We start from the raw sequence: 17,728 nt of genomic DNA, 5'->3' as shown, positions 1-17,728 counted from the left end.
GCCGCAGCCCCGGCCGCAGCCGCACGCGGGTAGCGTGTCCGGCGTGACCGCCACCACTGCCCAGACCGCCCAGGACGCCCTCGACATCGCGTCGTGGCGGAGAACGATCCACGACACCTACCGCAGCGTGCGCGAGGCGACCGACCTCGAGGCCGCCCACGACCTGTGGCGCCGCCGCCGCGACGACCTGTTCGCGAATCACCCGTCGACCCCGGTGATGGAGCAGGATCGCGCCCGGTTCACCGGTCTCCCGACGAGACCGTACGACGCCGGGTGGCGCTTCGAGGTCGCTGTCCAGCCGGCCGAGGAGCACCGCATGGTCGTTCCGACCGGCACCGACGGCGACGTGCCGTTCGACCGCATCGGCCTCGTCGACGTCCCCGGTGTGGGGCGGCTCGACGTGTGGCGTCTGGCCTCGTACGGCGGCGGCCTCTTCATCCCCGTCCGAGACGCCCTCGCAGGGCAGCACGGCGGCACGTACGGCGGCGGCCGCTACCTCGTCGACACCGTCAAGGAGCCGACCTCGGGCCCGGCCAGGCCCCGGGTTCGATCGTGCTCGACTTCAACTTCGCCTACAACCCGAGCTGCGCCTACGACCCGGCCTGGGCCTGCCCGCTCGCGCAGCCGGGCAACACCGTGGCCGTCGAGATCCCCGTCGGCGAGCGGTACTTCGGCAGCTACTGATCGTGCCCCGGGGCGTCGGATCCTGGTCACGGGAGCGTCGAAAAGCACGTCGTGTAGACTGAAACCACTTGTGAGCCGACCCGATCGGCTCCCTGCGTCGTAGTACGCCCCTCACTTCCCCGGTTCCGCCTTCACACGGCGTGTGACAGACCGGGTTCGCGAAGCTCACTCTGCGGCGAAACGATCGAGCACAACTGCTCCGTCGCCACATCTCGAGTCCAGCTGCGTCGTTGACAGATGCAAGCCCCTGGGGCTCGATACCCGATGCCCGAAAGGCACCAGTGACCGACACACTCACAACCCCCAGGCCGACGCCACCGTCGAGACGGAAGGCACCACCTTCGTCTCCCTCGGCGTCCCCGCCCCCATCGTCAAGGCCCTGGCCGCCGATGGAAAATCCACCGCGTTCCCGATCCAGATCGACACGCTCCCCGACACGCTCGCCGGCCGCGACGTCCTCGGCCGCGGAAAGACCGGCTCCGGCAAGACCCTCGCGTTCTCCATCCCGATGGCCGCGCGCCTCGGCGGCAAGCTCGCCGGCGGCAAGCGTCGCCCGGGCCGTCCCCTCGGCCTCGTGCTCGCCCCGACCCGCGAGCTCGCCACTCAGATCGATGCGGTCCTCGCGCCGATGGCAGCCGCCTACGGCATGAACACCACCACGATCTTCGGCGGCGTCTCGCAGAACCGCCAGGTGCAAGCCCTCAAGCAGGGCGTCGACATCATCGTCGCCTGCCCCGGCCGCCTCGAAGACCTCATGAAGCAGGGCTTCGTGAAGCTCGACGCGATCGAGATCACGGTCCTCGACGAGGCCGACCACATGGCCGACCTGGGCTTCCTGCCCGGCGTGACGCGCATCCTGAAGTCGACCCCCGAGAACGGCCAGCGCCTGCTCTTCAGCGCCACGCTCGACAACGGCGTGGACAAGCTCGTCAAGCAGTTCTTGCACAACGAGGTCCTCCACTCCGTCGACGAGGCCAACTCGCCCGTCGCCAAGATGACGCACCACGTCTTCGAGACCGAGTCCGTCGAGACGAAGAAGGCCCTCATCGAGAAGCTCGCTTCCGGCCAGGGCCGCCGCATCCTCTTCATGCGCACCAAGCACCACGCCAAGAAGCTGGCCAAGCAGCTCACCGAGTCGGGCATCCCGGCGGTCGACCTGCACGGCAACCTGTCGCAGCCGCAGCGCGACCGCAACCTCGCCGCCTTCCAGGACGGCACCGCTCGAGTGCTCGTCGCAACCGACGTCGCTGCCCGCGGCGTGCACGTCGACGACATCGAGCTCGTGATCCACGTCGACCCGCCGACCGAGCACAAGGCGTACCTGCACCGCTCCGGCCGCACCGCGCGGGCCGGCGCCGAGGGTGACGTCGTCACCCTCGTCATCCCCAGCCAGCGTCGCGACGTCGCCCAGATGATGAAGAAGGCCGGCATCACCGCGACCGTCACCGCCGTGAAGCCCGACTCGCGCGAGGTCACGGCTCTGGTCGGCCAGGTCGCCGCCTACGTCAAGCCCGCACCGAAGTCGGAGCGAGCCGAACAGCACTCCGGCGGCGGACGCTCGCAGGGCGCCAACGCCCAGCGCAAGCGCGCCGCTCGTCAGAACGCCGACGGCAGCCCCATCGCTCGCAAGGACCGCTCGGGTCGTCCCGCGGCGTCCGGCAACGACGCGAGGGGCGCCGGATCGGCCGGTCGCGGCCAGCGCGCGGCAGGCGGCTCCGGTCGCGGCACGGGCGCTCCGGCACGGGGCGGCCGTGGCGGCCAGAAGGGTGCACCCCGCTCGGGCAGCGACACGTTCTACTCGACCGAGTCCGGTCGCTCGGCAGCACCGGTTCGCGACGAGCGTCCCGCCCGCGACGAGCGCCCCGCGCGCTCGAACGGCGGCGTCCGAGGCGACCAGGCGGCTTTCGCCGCAGAGCAGGGCGAGCGCCGTCAGGGCGGGTCGCGCCGCGCGTCGTCGTCGGGCGGACGCCCGTCGTCGCTCAAGGTCGGCAGTCTCGTCCGCGGCTCCGCCCCCAAGTCGGGCGGCGGCCGCGGCCGCTGAGTTGAGCCGATAAGAGCTTCGGTTCACGCCGCTGCTCGTCGCCGGACCCCCTTCTGCGCGTTGCTCTCGTCCGCGGACGAGAGCAACGGGCGGGCGCGGGGTTTCGTCGCTCCACCCGGGCGCCGCAGCATCGGGCACAGCCAGTCGAGGGCGCAGCGACGGGTGCTCGCTCAGTCGAGGGCGCGCAGCGAGGGGTGCTCGCTCAACCCCTCGAGCCCGTAGGTGGCGAACACCGTCATGACGGCGAGGATCGGTGCGTCCGGCCCGCTCAGCCGCAGCGGCGCGATGCTTGCGAAGCCGGAGACGAGCGTGCGCTCCGTCACCTCGGGATAGACGGCGTTCATCGCCTTGTAGTGATAGCTCAGCCACTTCCCGCCGAGGAACAGGATCAGCCGGTGGTTGCTGACGACGACGCGCACGCGCTGCCGGTCGCGCCACTGCGACGCGGCCTGCTGCTCGGCTGCACGGCGCCGTGACGCGTTGGCGAGCCCGGTGACCGCCAGCCCCGCCAGGATGAACGCGGGGTTGCCCAGCAGGAAGGTCCCGGCCTTCTCGTACGTGGCGTTCTGTCCGTAGTACCGCTCGTAGAGGGCCTCGAGGTCGTAGAAGAACACCTCCCCCTCTTCGGGAACGATCTCCCAGAGCGAGAGTGTCGCGGGCACCTGTCGGGCGAGCAGCAGGCGCCGCAGCCGACGGGCCTCCGCCCACGAGGGGTCGGCCGGATCGAGGGCGCTCGGGGTGTTCACGGCGGCTGCCGCGGAGGGCGGCGCGGGCTGCGCGGCCGGAGGGCGTGCGGGAGCATCTGCCGGGGCGGAGGGAGCCTGCGCCCTCGTCTTCTGGGGCGCCGCCCCCGCATCGCCCGAGACGCCGCGGGAGCCGGAGCGGCCCGACCGCGCGACGCGGCTGAGGATGAGACCGACCACGACAATGGCGCCGATCGACAGGATGATCACTCAGCCATCATCCCTCACGACGGCGTCTCGGCTCGCGATCCAGAGGCAGATCGGTGGAACGAGAGCCCGACCGCAGTCGGCCGAAGCGGGCAGACTGGAGGTCTTCCCCCATCAGAAAGAAGTACGCATGTCAGCGCTGACAGTCCTGTTCATCGGCGGCACCGGAATCATCAGCTCGGCGGCGTCCGTCAGAGCCCTCGAGCTCGGCTACGAGCTCACCGTGCTCAACCGCGGTTCGTCATCGACCCGCCCGGTGCCCGCCGGGGTCGAGGTCCTGACGGGAGACGTGCACGATCATGCATCCGTCCGCTCGGCGATCGGCGACCGGCAGTTCGACGTCGTCGTCGACTTCGTCGCCTTCACGCCCGACCAGGTGCAGGCCGACATCGACCTCTTCGCGGGTCGGGCCGGGCAGTACGTCTTCATCAGTTCGGCGTCGGCCTACCAGAAGCCGGTGGCCGCGCTGCCGATCCGGGAGTCGTCGCCGCTGCGCAATCCGTGGTGGCAGTACTCGCGCGACAAGATCGCCTGCGAAGACCTCCTCGTGGCCGCCTATCGCTCGACCGGCTTTCCGGTCACGATCATCCGGCCGTCGCACACCTACGACCGGACCTCGATCCCGCTGACCGGCGGCTGGACCGCGATCGACCGATTCCGCCGCGGTCTCGAGGTCGTCGTCCCCGGCGACGGCACCTCGCTGTGGACTCTGACCCACCACACCGACTTCGCCCTTGCCTTCGTCGGGCTCCTCGGGCTCCCGGCCGCCGTCGGCGACGTCTTCCACATCACCTCCGACGAGGCTCTGCCCTGGGATCAGATCTACACGACGCTGGCCGCCGCCGCAGGGGTCGACGAACCGCGCCTGGTCCACGTCGCGAGCGAGAGCGTCGCCGTGGTCGAACCGGAGTGGGGCCCCGGGATCCTGGGCGACAAGGCGCACTCGGTCGTGTTCGACAACAGCAAGGTGAAGGCCTTCGTGCCCGGGTGGCAGGCCACCACGCCGTGGTCCACCGGGGCGCGCGAGATCATCGAGTGGTTCGACGGCGACGCCTCGCGGCGCACCGTCGATCCCGCTGCCGAGGCCGCCTTCGAGCGTCTGATCGCGGGGGCCCGAGGCTTCAGCGACTGACCCCGTCGTGAGATCGCAGCACCCGTCGCCGACGACCGGACGGGCCCTGCGATCTCACGAGGCCGAGAGACAGGGGATGAGCGCGGTGCAAGGCTTAGGCTAACCTTACCTAGGATAGGCAACCCTAACCACACGCGCTCTACCGAAAGGCACTCGTGCTCCGTCGTCATCTCCGCCGCGCCACCGCCCTGGCCGTCGCCGCAGGACTAGCTTTTTCCCTGGCCGCCTGCAGCACCTCCAGCAGCCCCGCATCGTCCGACGCCAAAGCCTCCTCCGACTCGTCCGCCTACCCGGTCACCGTCACGTCGGCACTCGGCTCGGCGACCATCCCGTCGAAACCCAAGCGGGTCGTCACCATCGGCTGGGGCTCCGCCGACACCGTGGTCTCGCTCGGCACGACGCCGGTCGGCGTCGAGGAGGTCACCTGGGGAGGCGACAGCCACAAGGACTACCCGTGGGTCACCAAGGCGATCCAGAAGCGCGGCGACGCCCTGCCGAAGACGTTCGCGGTCTACCCCGACATCGACATGACGGCGCTGGCCGAGCTGAACCCCGACGTGATCATCGCTCCGCAGTCGGGCATCACCGCCGCCCAGTACAAGACGCTGAGCGCTCTCGCTCCGACGGTCGCGTACCCCGGCGAGGCCTGGGGAACGCCCTGGAGCAAGCAGATCCAGATCATCGGCAAGGTCCTCGGTGAAAGCGCCAAGGCGACGAAGCTCGTCGGCGACATCACGACGAAGCTCAAGAAGACCGCCGCGGCGAACCCGGAGTTCGCGAACCTCACGTTCTCATACGTCTACACGGCCGAACCCGGCGCCCTGTCGATCTACCAGAAGGGCGACCCGCGGGTCGACATCATCACGGGCCTCGGTCTGAAAGAGGACAAGACCCTGGCCGCGCTGCCGAAATCGACCGGCACGTTCGTCTCGACGATCGGCCTCGAGAAGGCCGACCTGCTGAAGAACACCGACGTGCTCTTCACCTGGTTCAACGACGAGGCCAACCAGAAGGAGATCGAGAAGCAGAAGCTCTTCTCGACCATTCCCGCCGTCGAGCGCGGTTCGTACGTCGCCAACGTCAACCAGCAGCTGGCCATGGCCTCGACGGTCATCACGCCGCTCAGCCTGCCGTACGCGCTCGACCGCTACGTCGGCATGATCAAGACGGCCGCCGGCAAGGTCGACTGAGGCCGGCAGTGAGGAAAGCCCCGCAGGATCATCCGCGGGGGCTTTCGTCTGTCGGTTCAGCAGTCCTGATCGGAGTTGGTGGCGACCGGATTGCCGATCGACGTCACCACGTCGTCGTCGGAGAAGACACCGACCCCCTGATCACGTCGGGGAAGGCGGGGTCCAGCCAGCCGCGCCCGAGCATCAGGAGCGACGAGGTGCCGCCGGCGGTCGTCGCGAAGCTGTACTTCCAGGTGTCCGGAGCCTTGGCGTATTCGTCGGCGATGTTGTCGCCGACCTTCACCCCGGTGGCGGCGAGAGTGATCGTCGACCCTGTAGTGGAGGTCACAGACGCTTTCAACACCCGGATGCTGTAGGCCGGCTCCGCGGTCTGCGGGTCGTCCTCCCGGAAGAAGAGGACGGCCCCGTCGCCCCAGTCGTCTGTCGACGTCGCAACGGTGCAGTGCTCGGCGTCCCGGTGAGTCGTGGTCGGCGCCCCGAGCAGTTCGGTCATCTGCGCAACCGCCCTCGTCGGGTCGACCATCGAGATCTTCTCGACGGTCGTCCCGTCGTGCAGGAGGTCGATCCACTCGGCGTGGAACACCACCGTGTCGACGTCGGCGACCGTCGGTGCGAGCGGCGTCGGGCTCGGCGTCCCGGCGCCCTGCACATACCCGGGAGTGGAGTCCGGGGTCGCGCTGGGCTGGGGCACGACTGCCACGTTCCCGCGGGGTGCCGGAGCGGTGCTCCCATGCGTGACGCCGTAGCCGACCCCGACGGCGACGACCACGGCGACGGTCGCCATCGAGGTGAAGACGATCACCCCGGGGCGGAGCCGGGGACGGACCCGCGAGCGGGCGTTGTCGACGAGCATGGCGCGCATCGCGGTGGCGCGAGCGGGATCGAGACGCGGTGATTCGTTCATTTGATCTCTCCGAGGGCGGGTGTCGAGACGTCTTCCGGAAGGGGCGAGCCCGTGAGGGCTGCGAGCCGCTGCTTGGCTCGGGAGAGCCGCGACTTGACGGTGCCGAGCGGGACGCCGAGGGCTTCGGCCGCCTGGGCGGTCGAGAACTCGTTGACGACGCAGAGGGTCAGGATGTCCTGGTCGGCCTTCGCGAGCTTCACGAACCCCTGCTGCAGCCGACCGAGCCGAGCCGTGTCGTCCATCCGCGCGAGAATCTCGTCGGACGGATCCGGCTCGTGATCCTGCGGTGGCAGCTTGGACATCGCGAAGCGGTGGCGCCTCGCCGTCCGTGCCGCGTTCCGCACGACGAAGTTGGTCGTGACGAGCAGCCAGGGCAGAGCGGATCCCTCGACCAGGCGGACAGTGGCCCGCCGACGCCAGGCTTCCAGGAAGACGAGCGCCACGACGTCTTCGGCGTCGTGGGTCGTCTTCATCAGGCGGAGCGCCTGGGCGTAGACGCGATCGCGGTGCAGGTCGAAGATCTGGCCGAATGAATCAGGATCGCCCGACCGGACGCGATCCCAGGCGGCGGATTCAGCCGACATCGCAGTGTTCCCGTGTGATCATGGCTCCCCCTCGTGGTGGTTCTGGTCTCCGGTAATGTCCGCTCGCCGGAAACGGTTCCATCCTCCCCGAACGGGTTCTCCCTGAAGTGGGGATCACTCGGCTCGTGGGCTGCCACCTAGAATCGAGCGCATGACGACCAGTGATCCCCGGGGTCGCTCCGGAGGCGAGCGACAGACGGAGATCGACGACGCCGCGAAGAAGATCGCCTTCGCGTCGGGTCTCTCGGCGATCACTCTGCGCCGACTGTCGGCCACGGTGGGAGTCGAGCCCGGCGTCATCGCCCAGCACGAGCCCTCGATCACGGCGCTGGTGGCGCGCATCTTCGAGGAGTTGGCCACCGACGAGCGTGAGCAGACCGCGCGTGACATCGCGGCGCAGACGACACCGCTTCTGGCGCTCCGGGTGCTGGTCGAGTCGCTCATCGACGCCAGCCACGACAATTTCAACTCCATCTGGGCCGATGCCTGGAGCCTCGGCCGACGCAGCGCGCCCCTCGCCAAGGCGGCCCGCGAGAGCATGCGCGAGTGGAACGCCCTCGTGCTCGACCTCGTCGCGAGCGGCATCGCCAGCGGCGACTTCAACGACACCGACCCCGACCTGGTCGCCATGCAGTTCTTCGCGCTGATCGACTCCACGACGGCGTACTCGCTGGTCGACTACCGCTCGTCCGACGACCGCGCCCGCCTGGTGCGTCGCACGCTCGAGATCTCGCTCGGCCTGGCTGCGGGCACGCTCTAGCCGCTCGCGAGCGCGCGCAGCGCACGACACCGCTTGCGGCGGGAGACACCTGGCGTTACCAGTGTCTCCCCCGCGAGCGGTGCCGGCAGAGGCGAAGCCCGAAGAGACGGCGTCCGCGTGGCGACGGCTCAGCGCGTCGCGACGGCGAAGCCTCCCGCGGGGAGGAGCACTGCGCGCGGGGCGCGGAGGGCGAGGGTCTGCACGAGGCGCCCGGCGTCGTCGTACACGCGCACCGTCGATCCTGCGCTCCCGATCGTGGTCCGCTGCGGAAGCAGCGACGTCGACTGGGCCAGCTCGGTCGCCGACGATCCGGCTCCCGACAGCTTCACCCGGGAGACGAGCGGGCGCAGGATCAGCGCGTCGAGCGTGGTGGTCCCGGCCACGGCCCTCACAGAGGCGCTGGTCGCGCGTCCCGCGAGCGGCACGGGCAGCGCCTGCGGCAGGAGGGCTCCCGCGACGGGCGTCACGCCCTGCGCTCCCACCGAGGAGCGGAGGAGGCCGAGGCCCGGCCACGACGAGACGGCCGAGGAACCCGTGGGCTCGGCGATCACGGCGTCGACGTGGCGCGCACCCGAGTCGGCCGGCACGACGAATCGCGCCGTGTCACCTCGGTCGAGCTGCAGTTCGGAGCCTCCGCTCACCTGCGATTCGCCGTCGTTGGGGTTCGTCGGCGTCACGATCGTGCCCGTCGTCGAGACGGCCTTCTCGGCTTCGACGACGCTCAGCCCGTCGTGCGAGACGGCGTGCGACGACGCCTGCGCGAGAGCCGAGACGGCGGGGTGCGCGTCGAGGGCGAGCATCGACAGCAGGCCGTGGATGGTCGACTCCGCGCCGCTGCCCGTGTTCACGGTCCCGTCGGGTTGCACCCCGTCGAAGGTGACGCCGGTGGCCGGGTCGTAGGTCGGCTTGCCCGAGGTGTTGTTGCCGAAGTACCAGCTGCCCATCAGGCCCGCGAGCTGCTCGATGCCCCGGCTGTGCGAGGCGTCGGCCACCGCCAGCAGGGATTGCAGCCGAGAGTCGGCTCCGTAGGCGATCTGGGTCGTGTCGGTCGGCGTCGGCGAGAAGCCGTTGATCGGGCCCGTCGAGGTGAGCAGCGTCGTGGAGTACGCGACGGAGTCGGTCACCGCCGGCTTCAGGAGGGCGGGTCGTTTCAGGACGACCGACGCGCGGGCGAGGGCCTCGGGCATCTGCGACGCCCACGAGTGCAACTGCGACCGCGACGTGGTCCCGGGCAGGATCGCGCCGTACGGCCAGCTCTGCACGGCCACGGCCGCCGACTGCTTCGAGCCCATGGCGGCGATGCCCTCCGAGAGGTGGGAGAGGGCGGAGCGCGCGGTCCGATCGTTCGGTGCCGCGGCCGAATACGCGGAGAGGCCGAGAACGGCCTCGGCGGAGGCGTCGGCACCCCCGACGATCAGCCAGCTCGGCACGCGCACCCCGTCGGCCACGGAGTACTTCCCGTACGACGACAGCGTCTCGCGGTCGAGCGCCTTCACGCCGAGCTGGATGCGCTGCTGCAGGAAGGCCGCGAACGCGGGGTCCGTCTTGTGGAAGGCGGCGTACCCCTCGCCGAACGCCCACAGCGAGCGCGCCAGCCAGTAGCTGTTGCCACTGTCGGACGGGTTCGGCAGCTCGACCGGCACCGGGCTCGGGTTGAGCGTGCCGTCGGGCTGCATCCAGAGCACGACGTTCCCCGCGTCGGGCCCGGTCGTCGTCTGGAAGTAGGCCGTCGAGCGCAGCAGTTCGTACGCCTTCTGGCGGCTCGTCGCCGAGCCGGTCTGCTGCCAGTCGCGGAGGTACACCACGGCCGCCCTCGACACGTCGTCCGCGTCGTAGGAGCCCTGCCCCCAGTGCCCGGTCGCAGGATCCAGGGGCCCGCCGCCCACGCGCTGGAAAGTCCCGCCCGGCCGCGCGTCGGCGTACACCCACGGCATGGTCAGCGTCGGCTGCGAGTCGAGCGCGTACGTCGTGTGGCCGGCCACGGGCTTCGGAGCCGTCCGGTCGAGCAGGAAGTCGAGGTGGGCGAGATCGGTCAGGCGCGCGGGCGCCGCGGCCGCCGGCGGCGATGCAGCGAGAGCCGGCGCCGCGGCGGTGAGGCCGAGCCCGGAGACGAGCGCGGCGGCGGCGATCGCGGCCACCACCCGCCTCCGGCCGGACGTGGTGAGGTTCGTCATTGAACTGCTCCTTGCGTTGGTGGAACGGGTCAGGCGTGCTCGAGCAGAGCCACGCCGATCTTCGAGTCGGCCATGCCGTAGAAGACGTAGTGCGCGCCGTCGATCTCCTCGATGGCGGTGGGGAAGACGACGTTCGGCACGATGCCGCCCCGCTCGTCGTCCGTGGCCGGGGCGAGCAGCGGCTCGGCCGTCCGCGCGAGGACGATCGACGGGTCGTCGCCGTCCAGGATCATGGCGCCGGCCGCGTAGTTGACGTTCTGCTGCTGCGCGAAGGCGCTGTCGATCGTCCCGGTGACCCCGTGGTGCAGCAGGAGCCAGCCCTCGGGCACCCGAAGCGGTGCCGGACCGCCGCCGATCTTGAGCTCCTCGAAGGCGAACTCGGGGCCGGCGACGAAGCGGTGCTGACCCCAGCGGGTCAGATTGCCGAGGTCTCGGGCCACGGCCTCGACGGAGACGTAGCTGATCCAGATGCTCTGGCGGGTGTCGGTCACCCCGGCCGGCACGCGGATGCCCTCGCCGGGTGCTGTCTCGCCGATGTTCCACATCGGGCGGTGCAGGACGGCGAAGCTCCGCACCCCGTCCGGCGCGGTGACGGCCGTCGGGAAGAAGACGGTGTCCTTGTTGTGGAACAGGCCGAGGTCCATGTCGAGCGAGTCGTCGTAGTCGAACGTGACCGGCCCGAGGCGCCGCCACTCGCGGAGATCGTCCGAGACGGCGACGGCGGTGCGGGGCCCGAGCGGTCCGTACGCGACGTAGGTCATCACGTCCAGACCGAGCTCGTCGATCCTGGTGACTCTCGGATCTTCGACGCCCGCGTGGGTGGCTCCGCGCTCCCACCCGCGGTCGGGCTCGAGGACGAGCCCCTCGCGCTCCACGCCGATGGGAACACCGCCCTCGACGACGACCTTCGCGAGGCCGATCCGGGACACGTTGCCGGTGGCGACGAGGCGCGGCAGGAGGTAGAGGTCGCCCTCCGGCGAGCGACCCGACCCGGGGTTCAGCACCCCCTCGGCCTCGAGGTCGTTACCGGGCTCGGGCGTCATGACGATGCCGACCCGGGTCAGTCGATACGGGAATTCGGACATGGGTGTTCTCCTAAACGGGATGGCAGGGCGTCAGCCCTTGACGCTCGAGCCGACGTCGGTCGAGATGAAGTAGCGCTGGAACACGATGAACAGGATCACGACGGGCGCGGCCAGGACGACGGCGCCGGCCAGGATCGCTCCGAACGGGTTGGCCGCGGTGGCCGCGACGTTCGAGATGTAGTTCGCCAGCGAGACCGCCAGCGGCTGCATGGCCGCGTTCTTGGTGATGAGGAACGGCCACAGGAACTCGTTCCACGGCCCGATGAAGGTCAACAGCGCGGCGGTCACGAGGGCCGGGCGCACCAGCGGCAGCGCGATCCCCCAGAGCAGCTTGAATTCGCCCGCACCGTCGATCCTGGCTGCCTCGAACAGCTCCTTGGGGAGCTGCAGGAAGTACTGGCGGAAGATGATGACGGCCGTCGAGTTGATGGCGAACGGCAGGATCATGCCCAGGTAGTTGTCGCCCAGCCCGTAGGTGCGGGTGATGAGCACGTAGAGCGGGATGATCAGCAGCTGGAACGGCACGACCTGCACCAGCAGGGCCAGCGCGAAGGTGACCCCGCGGCCGCGCCACTGCAGGACGGCGAGCGCGTAGCCGACCAGGACTCCGAAGATCAGCGTGCAGATGAGCACGCCGATCGTGAAGATGCTCGAGTTGAGCAGCCCGGAGAAGAGGTTGATCCGGTCGTTGATGGCCGCGTAGTTCGCCCCCGTGAGGTTGCTCGGGTGCGGGAAGGCGCCGCCGAGGCTGGCGTCCTGCTTGGTCTGGAGCGATCCGATGATCATGTAATAGAACGGGAACAGGAACACGAGGGCGCCGAGGGCGAGCACGGCGTTCCGCAGGGTCGTCTGGAACTTCGACATCAGTCTCTCCTCCCGCGAATCGGTTCTGCAGCAGCGCGATGATCAGCACCACGACCACGAGGACGACGCCGATGGCGGACGCCTCGTCGGGGTGGCCCTGCTCGATGCCCTTCTGGTACATGAGCAGCACCGGCGACGTCGAGGCCCCGTTGGGTCCTCCGCCGTTCGTCAGCAGGTAGGGCTCGGTGAAGAGGTTCGCGCCGGTGACGGTCGAGACGAGCAGGACCAGCACGGTGGCGGGACGCACGCCGGGAACCGTCACGGTGAAGAACTTCCGGACCGCGCCGGCCCCGTCGGTCGACGCCGCTTCGTACAGCTCGTTGGGCACGTTCTGCAGCGCGGCCAGGTACAGCAGGATGTAGAACCCCATCTGCTTCCAGGTGACGAAGAGGGCGATCGACGGCATCGCCCAGCTCGAGTTGATGAGCCACGACGGGTTCGGCGCCAACGGGCCCAGGATCTGGTTGACCAGCCCCGAGCCGTTGAAGAGGAACAGCCACACGGCCACGACCGCGACGCTCGCCGTCAGGTAGGGGATGTAGTACGCGACCCGGTAGAACGCCTTCAGGTGGACGACCCGGTTGAGACCGGCGGCCAGGATCAGGCTCAGCACCACCGTGAGCGGCACGTTGATGATCAGGAAGATCCCGACGTTGCCGAACGACCGGATGACGTCGGGGTCGGTGAACGCGTCGACGAAGTTCTGGATCCCGACGAAGGGCCGGTTCACCACGGCGCCGGGGGCCGCGAAGAAGTAGTCGTGGAACGCGATGTAGACCGCGAAGACGAGTGGATACGCGAACACGGCGAGGACGAACACCAGGTACGGCGCGCTGAACAGCAGCCCGAGCGGGTTCTTCCCGAGGAGGCCGCGCCTCTTCCGGGCCCCCGCCTCGGGCGGGGAGGCCGAAGCGCTCCCCGCCCTCGGGGTCTTGATCGTCGTCGACACGATTACTTCTCGGCGGCGAGCTGATCGATCTTCTTGGCGGCCGAGTCGAGCGACGACTTCACGTCGCCCTTGCCGAAGATCACCGAGGAGGACCAGTCGTCGCGGAAGGCCTGCATCTCGGCGACGGTGTTCGGGCCGCCGGGCACCTCGACGGTGCGGCTGGCCTGGTCACCGAAGAGCTTGTACGACGGGTTCTTGGCGAAGTAGTCGGCGTACGTCGTGGCCAGGTCGCTGCGGAGCGGCATCTGTCCCGTCGTCTCGAGCAGCTTCTGATCCTGCGCCTTGCTCGTGGAGTACTTCAGGTAGCTCCACGCGGTGCCCTGGTTCTTGCAGGCGGTGAACATGCCGACGTTCTTGGCGTCGCTGAACGTGTAGGTCTTGCTGGCGGGTGTGCCGTTCTTGGTCGGAACCGGCACCGCACCCCAGTTGACGTCCTTGTAGACCGAGACGGCCCACGGTCCGACGATCGCCATGGCCGCCTTCCCGTCGGCGAACGCGTCGCCCTGGTAGGCCTCCTGGCCGGCGAGCTTGTCGGCGTAGAGCGAGCGCCAGAACCCGGCGGCGTCGTAGCCGGCGGTGTCGGCGAAAGTCGACTTGCCGCTCTTCGAGACGAGCTGCTTACCGCCCGATTCCGCCGCGTAGAGCGGGTAGAAGTCGAACGACATCTGGAAGAACTCGCTCGTCGGGGCGGGCAGGATCGCGTTGGGCGCGACACCCTTGTCGACGAGCGTCTTCGCCGTCGCCAGGAAGTCGGCGTAGGTCGAGAGCTTCGGGTTGTCGGCGTCGAGCCCGGCCTTCTTGAACAGGTCCTTGTTGTAGAAGATCATGACCGGGTTCGACTTCCAGGGCAGCTGGTAGTAGTCGCCGTCGGAGCCCTTGTACTGGTCCGCCTGCGATCCCGAGCGCGCCTCGATGTACTTCGCACCGTCGGAGAACTTCGACAGGTCGACCATGCCGCCCTGCTTGACCCACTGGCCGACCGCGGACGGGGCCGTGTTGTAGACGAGGCACGGCGAGTTGCCTGCCGTGATCGATGCGCCGATGACCTCTTCCGAGGTCTTGCCGGCCGGGATCTCCTGGCCGGTGACCTTCTGGTCGGGGTGCAGCTTGTTCCAGGACGCGACCGTGGCCTTGCCCCAGGCGACCTCCTGCTCGTTGTTCGAGTACCATATCTTGATCGGGCCCTTGGCCGTCTGCGAGCCGCCGGAGCCGCTCGATCCCGAACAGGCCGTGATGCCGATCATGCTCGCGGCCAGGATGGCCGCGCCCAGGATCTTTGTGCGTCGTTGCACGGTGTCTCCTTCTTTTCGTGGCGGCCGAGCCGCCGATCGTTACTGCGTGATGAGGGTCTTGTCGGAGTAGAAGTCGATGCGCCGCTCGCCGGCGTCCGCGTCCCAGCCCTGCGCGAAGAGGTGACGGCCGAAGGAGCGGATCATGCCGCCCCAGCTCAGCGCCCCGCCGCGGTGGAGTTCGAGCTGATCGAACGGGGCATCGGTGGCGTAGAGCGCCTGCCCGGCAGCGAAAGCGCCGACGGGGTCGGCGTAGAAGAAGTCGAGGACGAGGCGGTCGGGGCGATCGTCGTCGACGATCGCGCACGCCACCTCGTGCAGGTGGCCTCCGAGCTCCGTGAGGTCGAGGTAGGGCTCGGCGGTGAAGGTCCAGTGCTCGAAGTCGGTGGAGCGGCCGACGTGGAGCTCTCCGCCGCACCCCTCCGAGAGGTACATCAGGTACTCCCCGCCGATGCGGACGGCCTCGCCCGCACCGTTTCGCGGGATGACCGCGCCCTTCGCCCAGAGGTGCGAGACGGTGTGGTCGACCACGGAACCGAGCTTCGTCCAGTGCTCCAGATCGTCCGAGACGGCGAGCAGGATCTCGCAGCCCACCTCCGCACGCGGGTCGGGTCCGAACGCTTCGCGAGCTTCCGGCGTCAGCGGGTAGATGCCGTTGTAGAACAGGTACCAGCGCCCCTCGGCGCGGTACACCTTGGGGTCTTCGCAGCCGAAGAGCTCGAGGTCGAGGGTCGGGAAGACGACGGGGTTGGCCGGGGAGTCGACCCAGGCGCCGTCCGTCGTCCTCGTCGCGACGCCGATCCTGCTGCTGAGCGATTCCTTGGTCGGCGAGGCGCGGTAGAAGAGGTGGAGCACGCCGTTGCTCTCGATCACCGAGGGGTTGTAGATCGACGAGCTCGTCCAGCCGATGCCGACGGGGTCGTTCCACTGGCCCTCGGGGCGGAAGGCGTCCTCGGACACGGTGTCGAACGGGCCGACGGCCCAGTCGGGGCGCTCTTCGTACACGGCGGAGAACTGCCCCTGCGTCAACTGCGCCGTGGCGTCGTTGCGGTGCGCGAGCGCGGCGTCGAGGTTGTCGCGCAGGGCGTCTTCGGTGAGGGGGAGGAACACGTCGTCGGGCTTCCTGAGGGTGATCGATGAGAACGGAGCGACGAAACGTTTCGGTCAGGACACAGAACCGAAACGTTTCGGTATTTGTCAAAGTAGCACAGGCGCACCCGTCGCGCACGGGCGAGGTCCCCTCAGCGCAGGACGGGGGCGGGGCCGGTCGACGACCGGACGACGAGGCGAGCCGGCTCGATGTCGACGTCCGCGACCCGCTCGCCGTCGACGGCGGCGAGCAGCATCCGCGCCGCTTCCAGGCCGAGGAGGCGAGGTGTCGTGGCGATCGTGGTCAGGGTCGGGCGCACGTAGGTGCCGAGCTGGATACCGTCGAAACCGGCAACCGAGAGGTCCTCCGGCACCCGCGCGCCGAGCTCTCCGGCTCGGGCCATGAACCCGATCGCCGACAGGTCGTTCGAGCACATGACCGCGGTCGGCCGCTCCGACGCAGCGCGTCCCGCGAGCAGGCGGTCGGCCGCGACGACGCCGCCGTCGTAGGTGAAGTCGCCCTCGACGATCTCGCCGCCCGGGAGCCCTTCCGCCGTCACGGCGTCACTCCAGGCCCGGCGGCGCTGCCCGGCGTGGATGAACTCGTGCGGCCCCGTGACGAGCGCGAGGCGACGGTGTCCGAGCCGCGCGAAGTGCGCCACGAGCTCACGGATGCCCTCGACGTGCCCCTGCCGAACCGACGGCATCGGGAAGTCGAGCTCCGCGTTGACCCCGATGGCGGGCAGCCCCAGCTCGCGGACGAGCGGCACGCGCGGATCGTCGACCCCGAGCTCCGAGAGGAACACCCCGTCGACCCTGCGATTCGCGGCGAGGCTCCGGTAGCGGTCGAGCGTCTCGACGGGTTCGGAACCCATCTGCAGGATCAGCGCGTAGTCGCGGGGGTCGAGGACCGTCTCGATTCCCCCGATGAAGCTCCCGAAGAACGGGTCGGACTCGAGGACGTACGGATCGCGGTGCACCACCAGGCCGACCGCGAACGCGCGCTTCGCCGACAGGCTGCGCCCGCGCAGGGACGGGACGAAACCGAGATCCTGCGCCGCCTGGACGATGCGCTTGCGCGTCTCCTCCGACACCCCCGGACGATTGTTCAGTGCGCTCGAGACGGAGCTGATGGCGACGCCCGCGCGCGCTGCCACGTCGACGATCGTCACCCGCGTGTTCACGGGACGACCCTAGCTCCTGAGAAGCGATCCCAAGATCCGACCAATCGTTCTGCGGGGTGGTGGCGAACACAGTGCATCGGGCAAAGGCCCACCGGACGTGTCTGGAACGTTCACCAATCGTCCATCAAAGGAACAGATCATGCGCACCATCTCCAAAGCCGGAATCAGCTTCGCCGCCGCGGGACTCCTCATCGCGGGAGCCGCCGGGATCGGGACAGCCGCGACCGCGGCCCCGTCCGTGCACCTCGCCGCGTCGTCGGCGAAGATCCCCGCCCCCGTCGCCGCGGTCCCCGAGATCTTCGGCGGCAATACGGGCGTCGCTCTCGACAGCAACTTCCTCGCCGCGTTGAAGAGCCTCGGGCTGACCCCGTCGGTCGACGGCACCGCGACCCTGACCGACGGCACCATCAAGTTCCCGATCACGGGCGGCTCGGTCGCGTACTGGTCCCCGAAGGGCGACTACCGCCCCTACGTCCAGGGCATCCTCGAGCACGACGGGTCGGGCCTGAACCTGACCGCGGGTTCCACGAAGGTCACCCTGGCGAACTTCACCGTGAACCCGGGCAACTCGAAGCTCTACGGTGACGTGCTCGTCAACGGGAAGGTCGCCGTCACGCAGGCGTACCTGTTCTCCCTCCACGGCGGCACCCTGAAGCCCCTCCAGGTCCAGGGCAACGACGCGATCCTGACCGGGACCACCGTGCACGTGTCCCCCGACGCCGCGAAGCTGCTGAACTCCACGTTCAAGACCGACGCCGTCAAGGCCGGCCTCCTCGTCGGAACCGCCACCATCACCGCCCAGATCGCGCAGTAACCCTCGCCCCGAAGCGGCCGGGAGGGCCCACGCTG

14 protein-coding genes and 2 pseudogenes are annotated in these 17,728 nt (G+C 69.4%); 6 read left to right on the top strand and 10 right to left on the bottom strand.

All coding sequences use genetic code 11. The annotated features are described in order from the left end of the window. Nucleotides 1–43 precede the first annotated feature (43 nt). Nucleotides 44–684: pseudogene (locus tag QUE79_RS05880) on the top strand (DUF1684 domain-containing protein). Between the two features lie 367 nt (nt 685–1,051). Then, nucleotides 1,052–2,725, top strand: coding sequence for a DEAD/DEAH box helicase (locus QUE79_RS05875; RefSeq protein ID WP_286346851.1), 1,674 nt, complete (start codon nt 1,052–1,054; stop codon nt 2,723–2,725). A 170-nt stretch (nt 2,726–2,895) separates the two neighbouring features. Here QUE79_RS05875 and QUE79_RS05870 read toward each other — a convergent pair whose 3' ends face one another. Continuing rightward, a complete protein-coding gene (locus QUE79_RS05870; RefSeq protein WP_286345856.1) occupies nt 2,896–3,678 on the bottom strand; it encodes a hypothetical protein in 783 nt (260 codons plus the stop codon). A gap of 127 nt (nt 3,679–3,805) precedes the next feature. Between QUE79_RS05870 and QUE79_RS05865 the strand changes: the two genes are divergently transcribed. Beyond that, on the top strand, nt 3,806–4,807 hold the full coding sequence (locus tag QUE79_RS05865) for an SDR family oxidoreductase (protein WP_286345855.1): 1,002 nt from the start codon (nt 3,806–3,808) through the stop codon (nt 4,805–4,807). A gap of 155 nt (nt 4,808–4,962) precedes the next feature. Beyond that, complete coding sequence (locus QUE79_RS05860; protein WP_286345854.1) at nt 4,963–5,997, top strand: iron-siderophore ABC transporter substrate-binding protein; 1,035 nt, start codon at nt 4,963–4,965, stop codon at nt 5,995–5,997. Between the two features lie 103 nt (nt 5,998–6,100). Here QUE79_RS05860 and QUE79_RS05855 read toward each other — a convergent pair whose 3' ends face one another. Continuing rightward, nucleotides 6,101–6,901, bottom strand: a complete 801-nt coding sequence (locus QUE79_RS05855) for a hypothetical protein (protein ID WP_286345853.1) — start codon at nt 6,899–6,901, stop codon at nt 6,101–6,103. Continuing rightward, nucleotides 6,898–7,485 (bottom strand): RNA polymerase sigma factor, encoded by a 588-nt coding sequence (locus QUE79_RS05850; protein ID WP_286345852.1) that lies wholly within the window; start codon nt 7,483–7,485, stop codon nt 6,898–6,900. The genes QUE79_RS05855 and QUE79_RS05850 overlap by 4 nt, the downstream gene beginning before the upstream one ends. A gap of 151 nt (nt 7,486–7,636) precedes the next feature. On the opposite strand from QUE79_RS05850, the gene QUE79_RS05845 reads away from it, so the two are divergent. Further along, nucleotides 7,637–8,245 carry a TetR/AcrR family transcriptional regulator gene (locus QUE79_RS05845; protein ID WP_286345851.1) on the top strand — a complete coding sequence of 203 codons (609 nt, stop codon included), beginning with the start codon at nt 7,637–7,639 and terminating at the stop codon, nt 8,243–8,245. Between the two features lie 128 nt (nt 8,246–8,373). On the opposite strand, the gene QUE79_RS05840 is transcribed toward QUE79_RS05845, so the two are convergent. From QUE79_RS05840 to QUE79_RS05810, 7 genes and pseudogenes are all read right to left on the bottom strand, one after another. Continuing rightward, nucleotides 8,374–10,419, bottom strand: a complete 2,046-nt coding sequence (locus QUE79_RS05840; protein ID WP_286345850.1) for a hypothetical protein — start codon at nt 10,417–10,419, stop codon at nt 8,374–8,376. A 29-nt stretch (nt 10,420–10,448) separates the two neighbouring features. After that, nucleotides 10,449–11,504 carry a glycoside hydrolase family 130 protein gene (locus tag QUE79_RS05835; RefSeq protein WP_286345849.1) on the bottom strand — a complete coding sequence of 352 codons (1,056 nt, stop codon included), beginning with the start codon at nt 11,502–11,504 and terminating at the stop codon, nt 10,449–10,451. 30 nt (nt 11,505–11,534) lie between these two features. Continuing rightward, a complete protein-coding gene (locus tag QUE79_RS05830) occupies nt 11,535–12,368 on the bottom strand; it encodes a carbohydrate ABC transporter permease (RefSeq protein ID WP_286345848.1) in 834 nt (277 codons plus the stop codon). Nucleotides 12,369–12,372: 4 nt separating this feature from the next. After that, a pseudogene (locus tag QUE79_RS05825) lies at nt 12,373–13,305 on the bottom strand (carbohydrate ABC transporter permease); the annotation flags it as partial. A 14-nt stretch (nt 13,306–13,319) separates the two neighbouring features. Then, entirely contained in the window at nt 13,320–14,609 is a 1,290-nt protein-coding gene (locus QUE79_RS05820) for an extracellular solute-binding protein (protein ID WP_286345847.1), read from the bottom strand. Between the two features lie 39 nt (nt 14,610–14,648). Continuing rightward, on the bottom strand, nt 14,649–15,716 hold the full coding sequence (locus tag QUE79_RS05815; protein ID WP_286345846.1) for a glycoside hydrolase family 130 protein: 1,068 nt from the start codon (nt 15,714–15,716) through the stop codon (nt 14,649–14,651). Between the two features lie 131 nt (nt 15,717–15,847). Next, the gene (locus tag QUE79_RS05810; RefSeq protein WP_286345845.1) at nt 15,848–16,879 is read right to left on the bottom strand and encodes a LacI family DNA-binding transcriptional regulator; all 1,032 of its coding nucleotides are present in this window, start codon (nt 16,877–16,879) and stop codon (nt 15,848–15,850) included. Between the two features lie 139 nt (nt 16,880–17,018). Between QUE79_RS05810 and QUE79_RS05805 the strand changes: the two genes are divergently transcribed. Continuing rightward, on the top strand, nt 17,019–17,693 hold the full coding sequence (locus QUE79_RS05805; protein WP_286344282.1) for a hypothetical protein: 675 nt from the start codon (nt 17,019–17,021) through the stop codon (nt 17,691–17,693). Nucleotides 17,694–17,728 lie beyond the last annotated feature (35 nt).

The organism is Frondihabitans sucicola, assembly GCF_030296615.1.
Lineage (GTDB): Bacteria > Actinomycetota > Actinomycetes > Actinomycetales > Microbacteriaceae > Frondihabitans > Frondihabitans sucicola.
The sequence above is the reverse complement of the archived record's forward strand: the minus strand, read 5'-3'. Positions and strand labels throughout refer to the sequence as shown.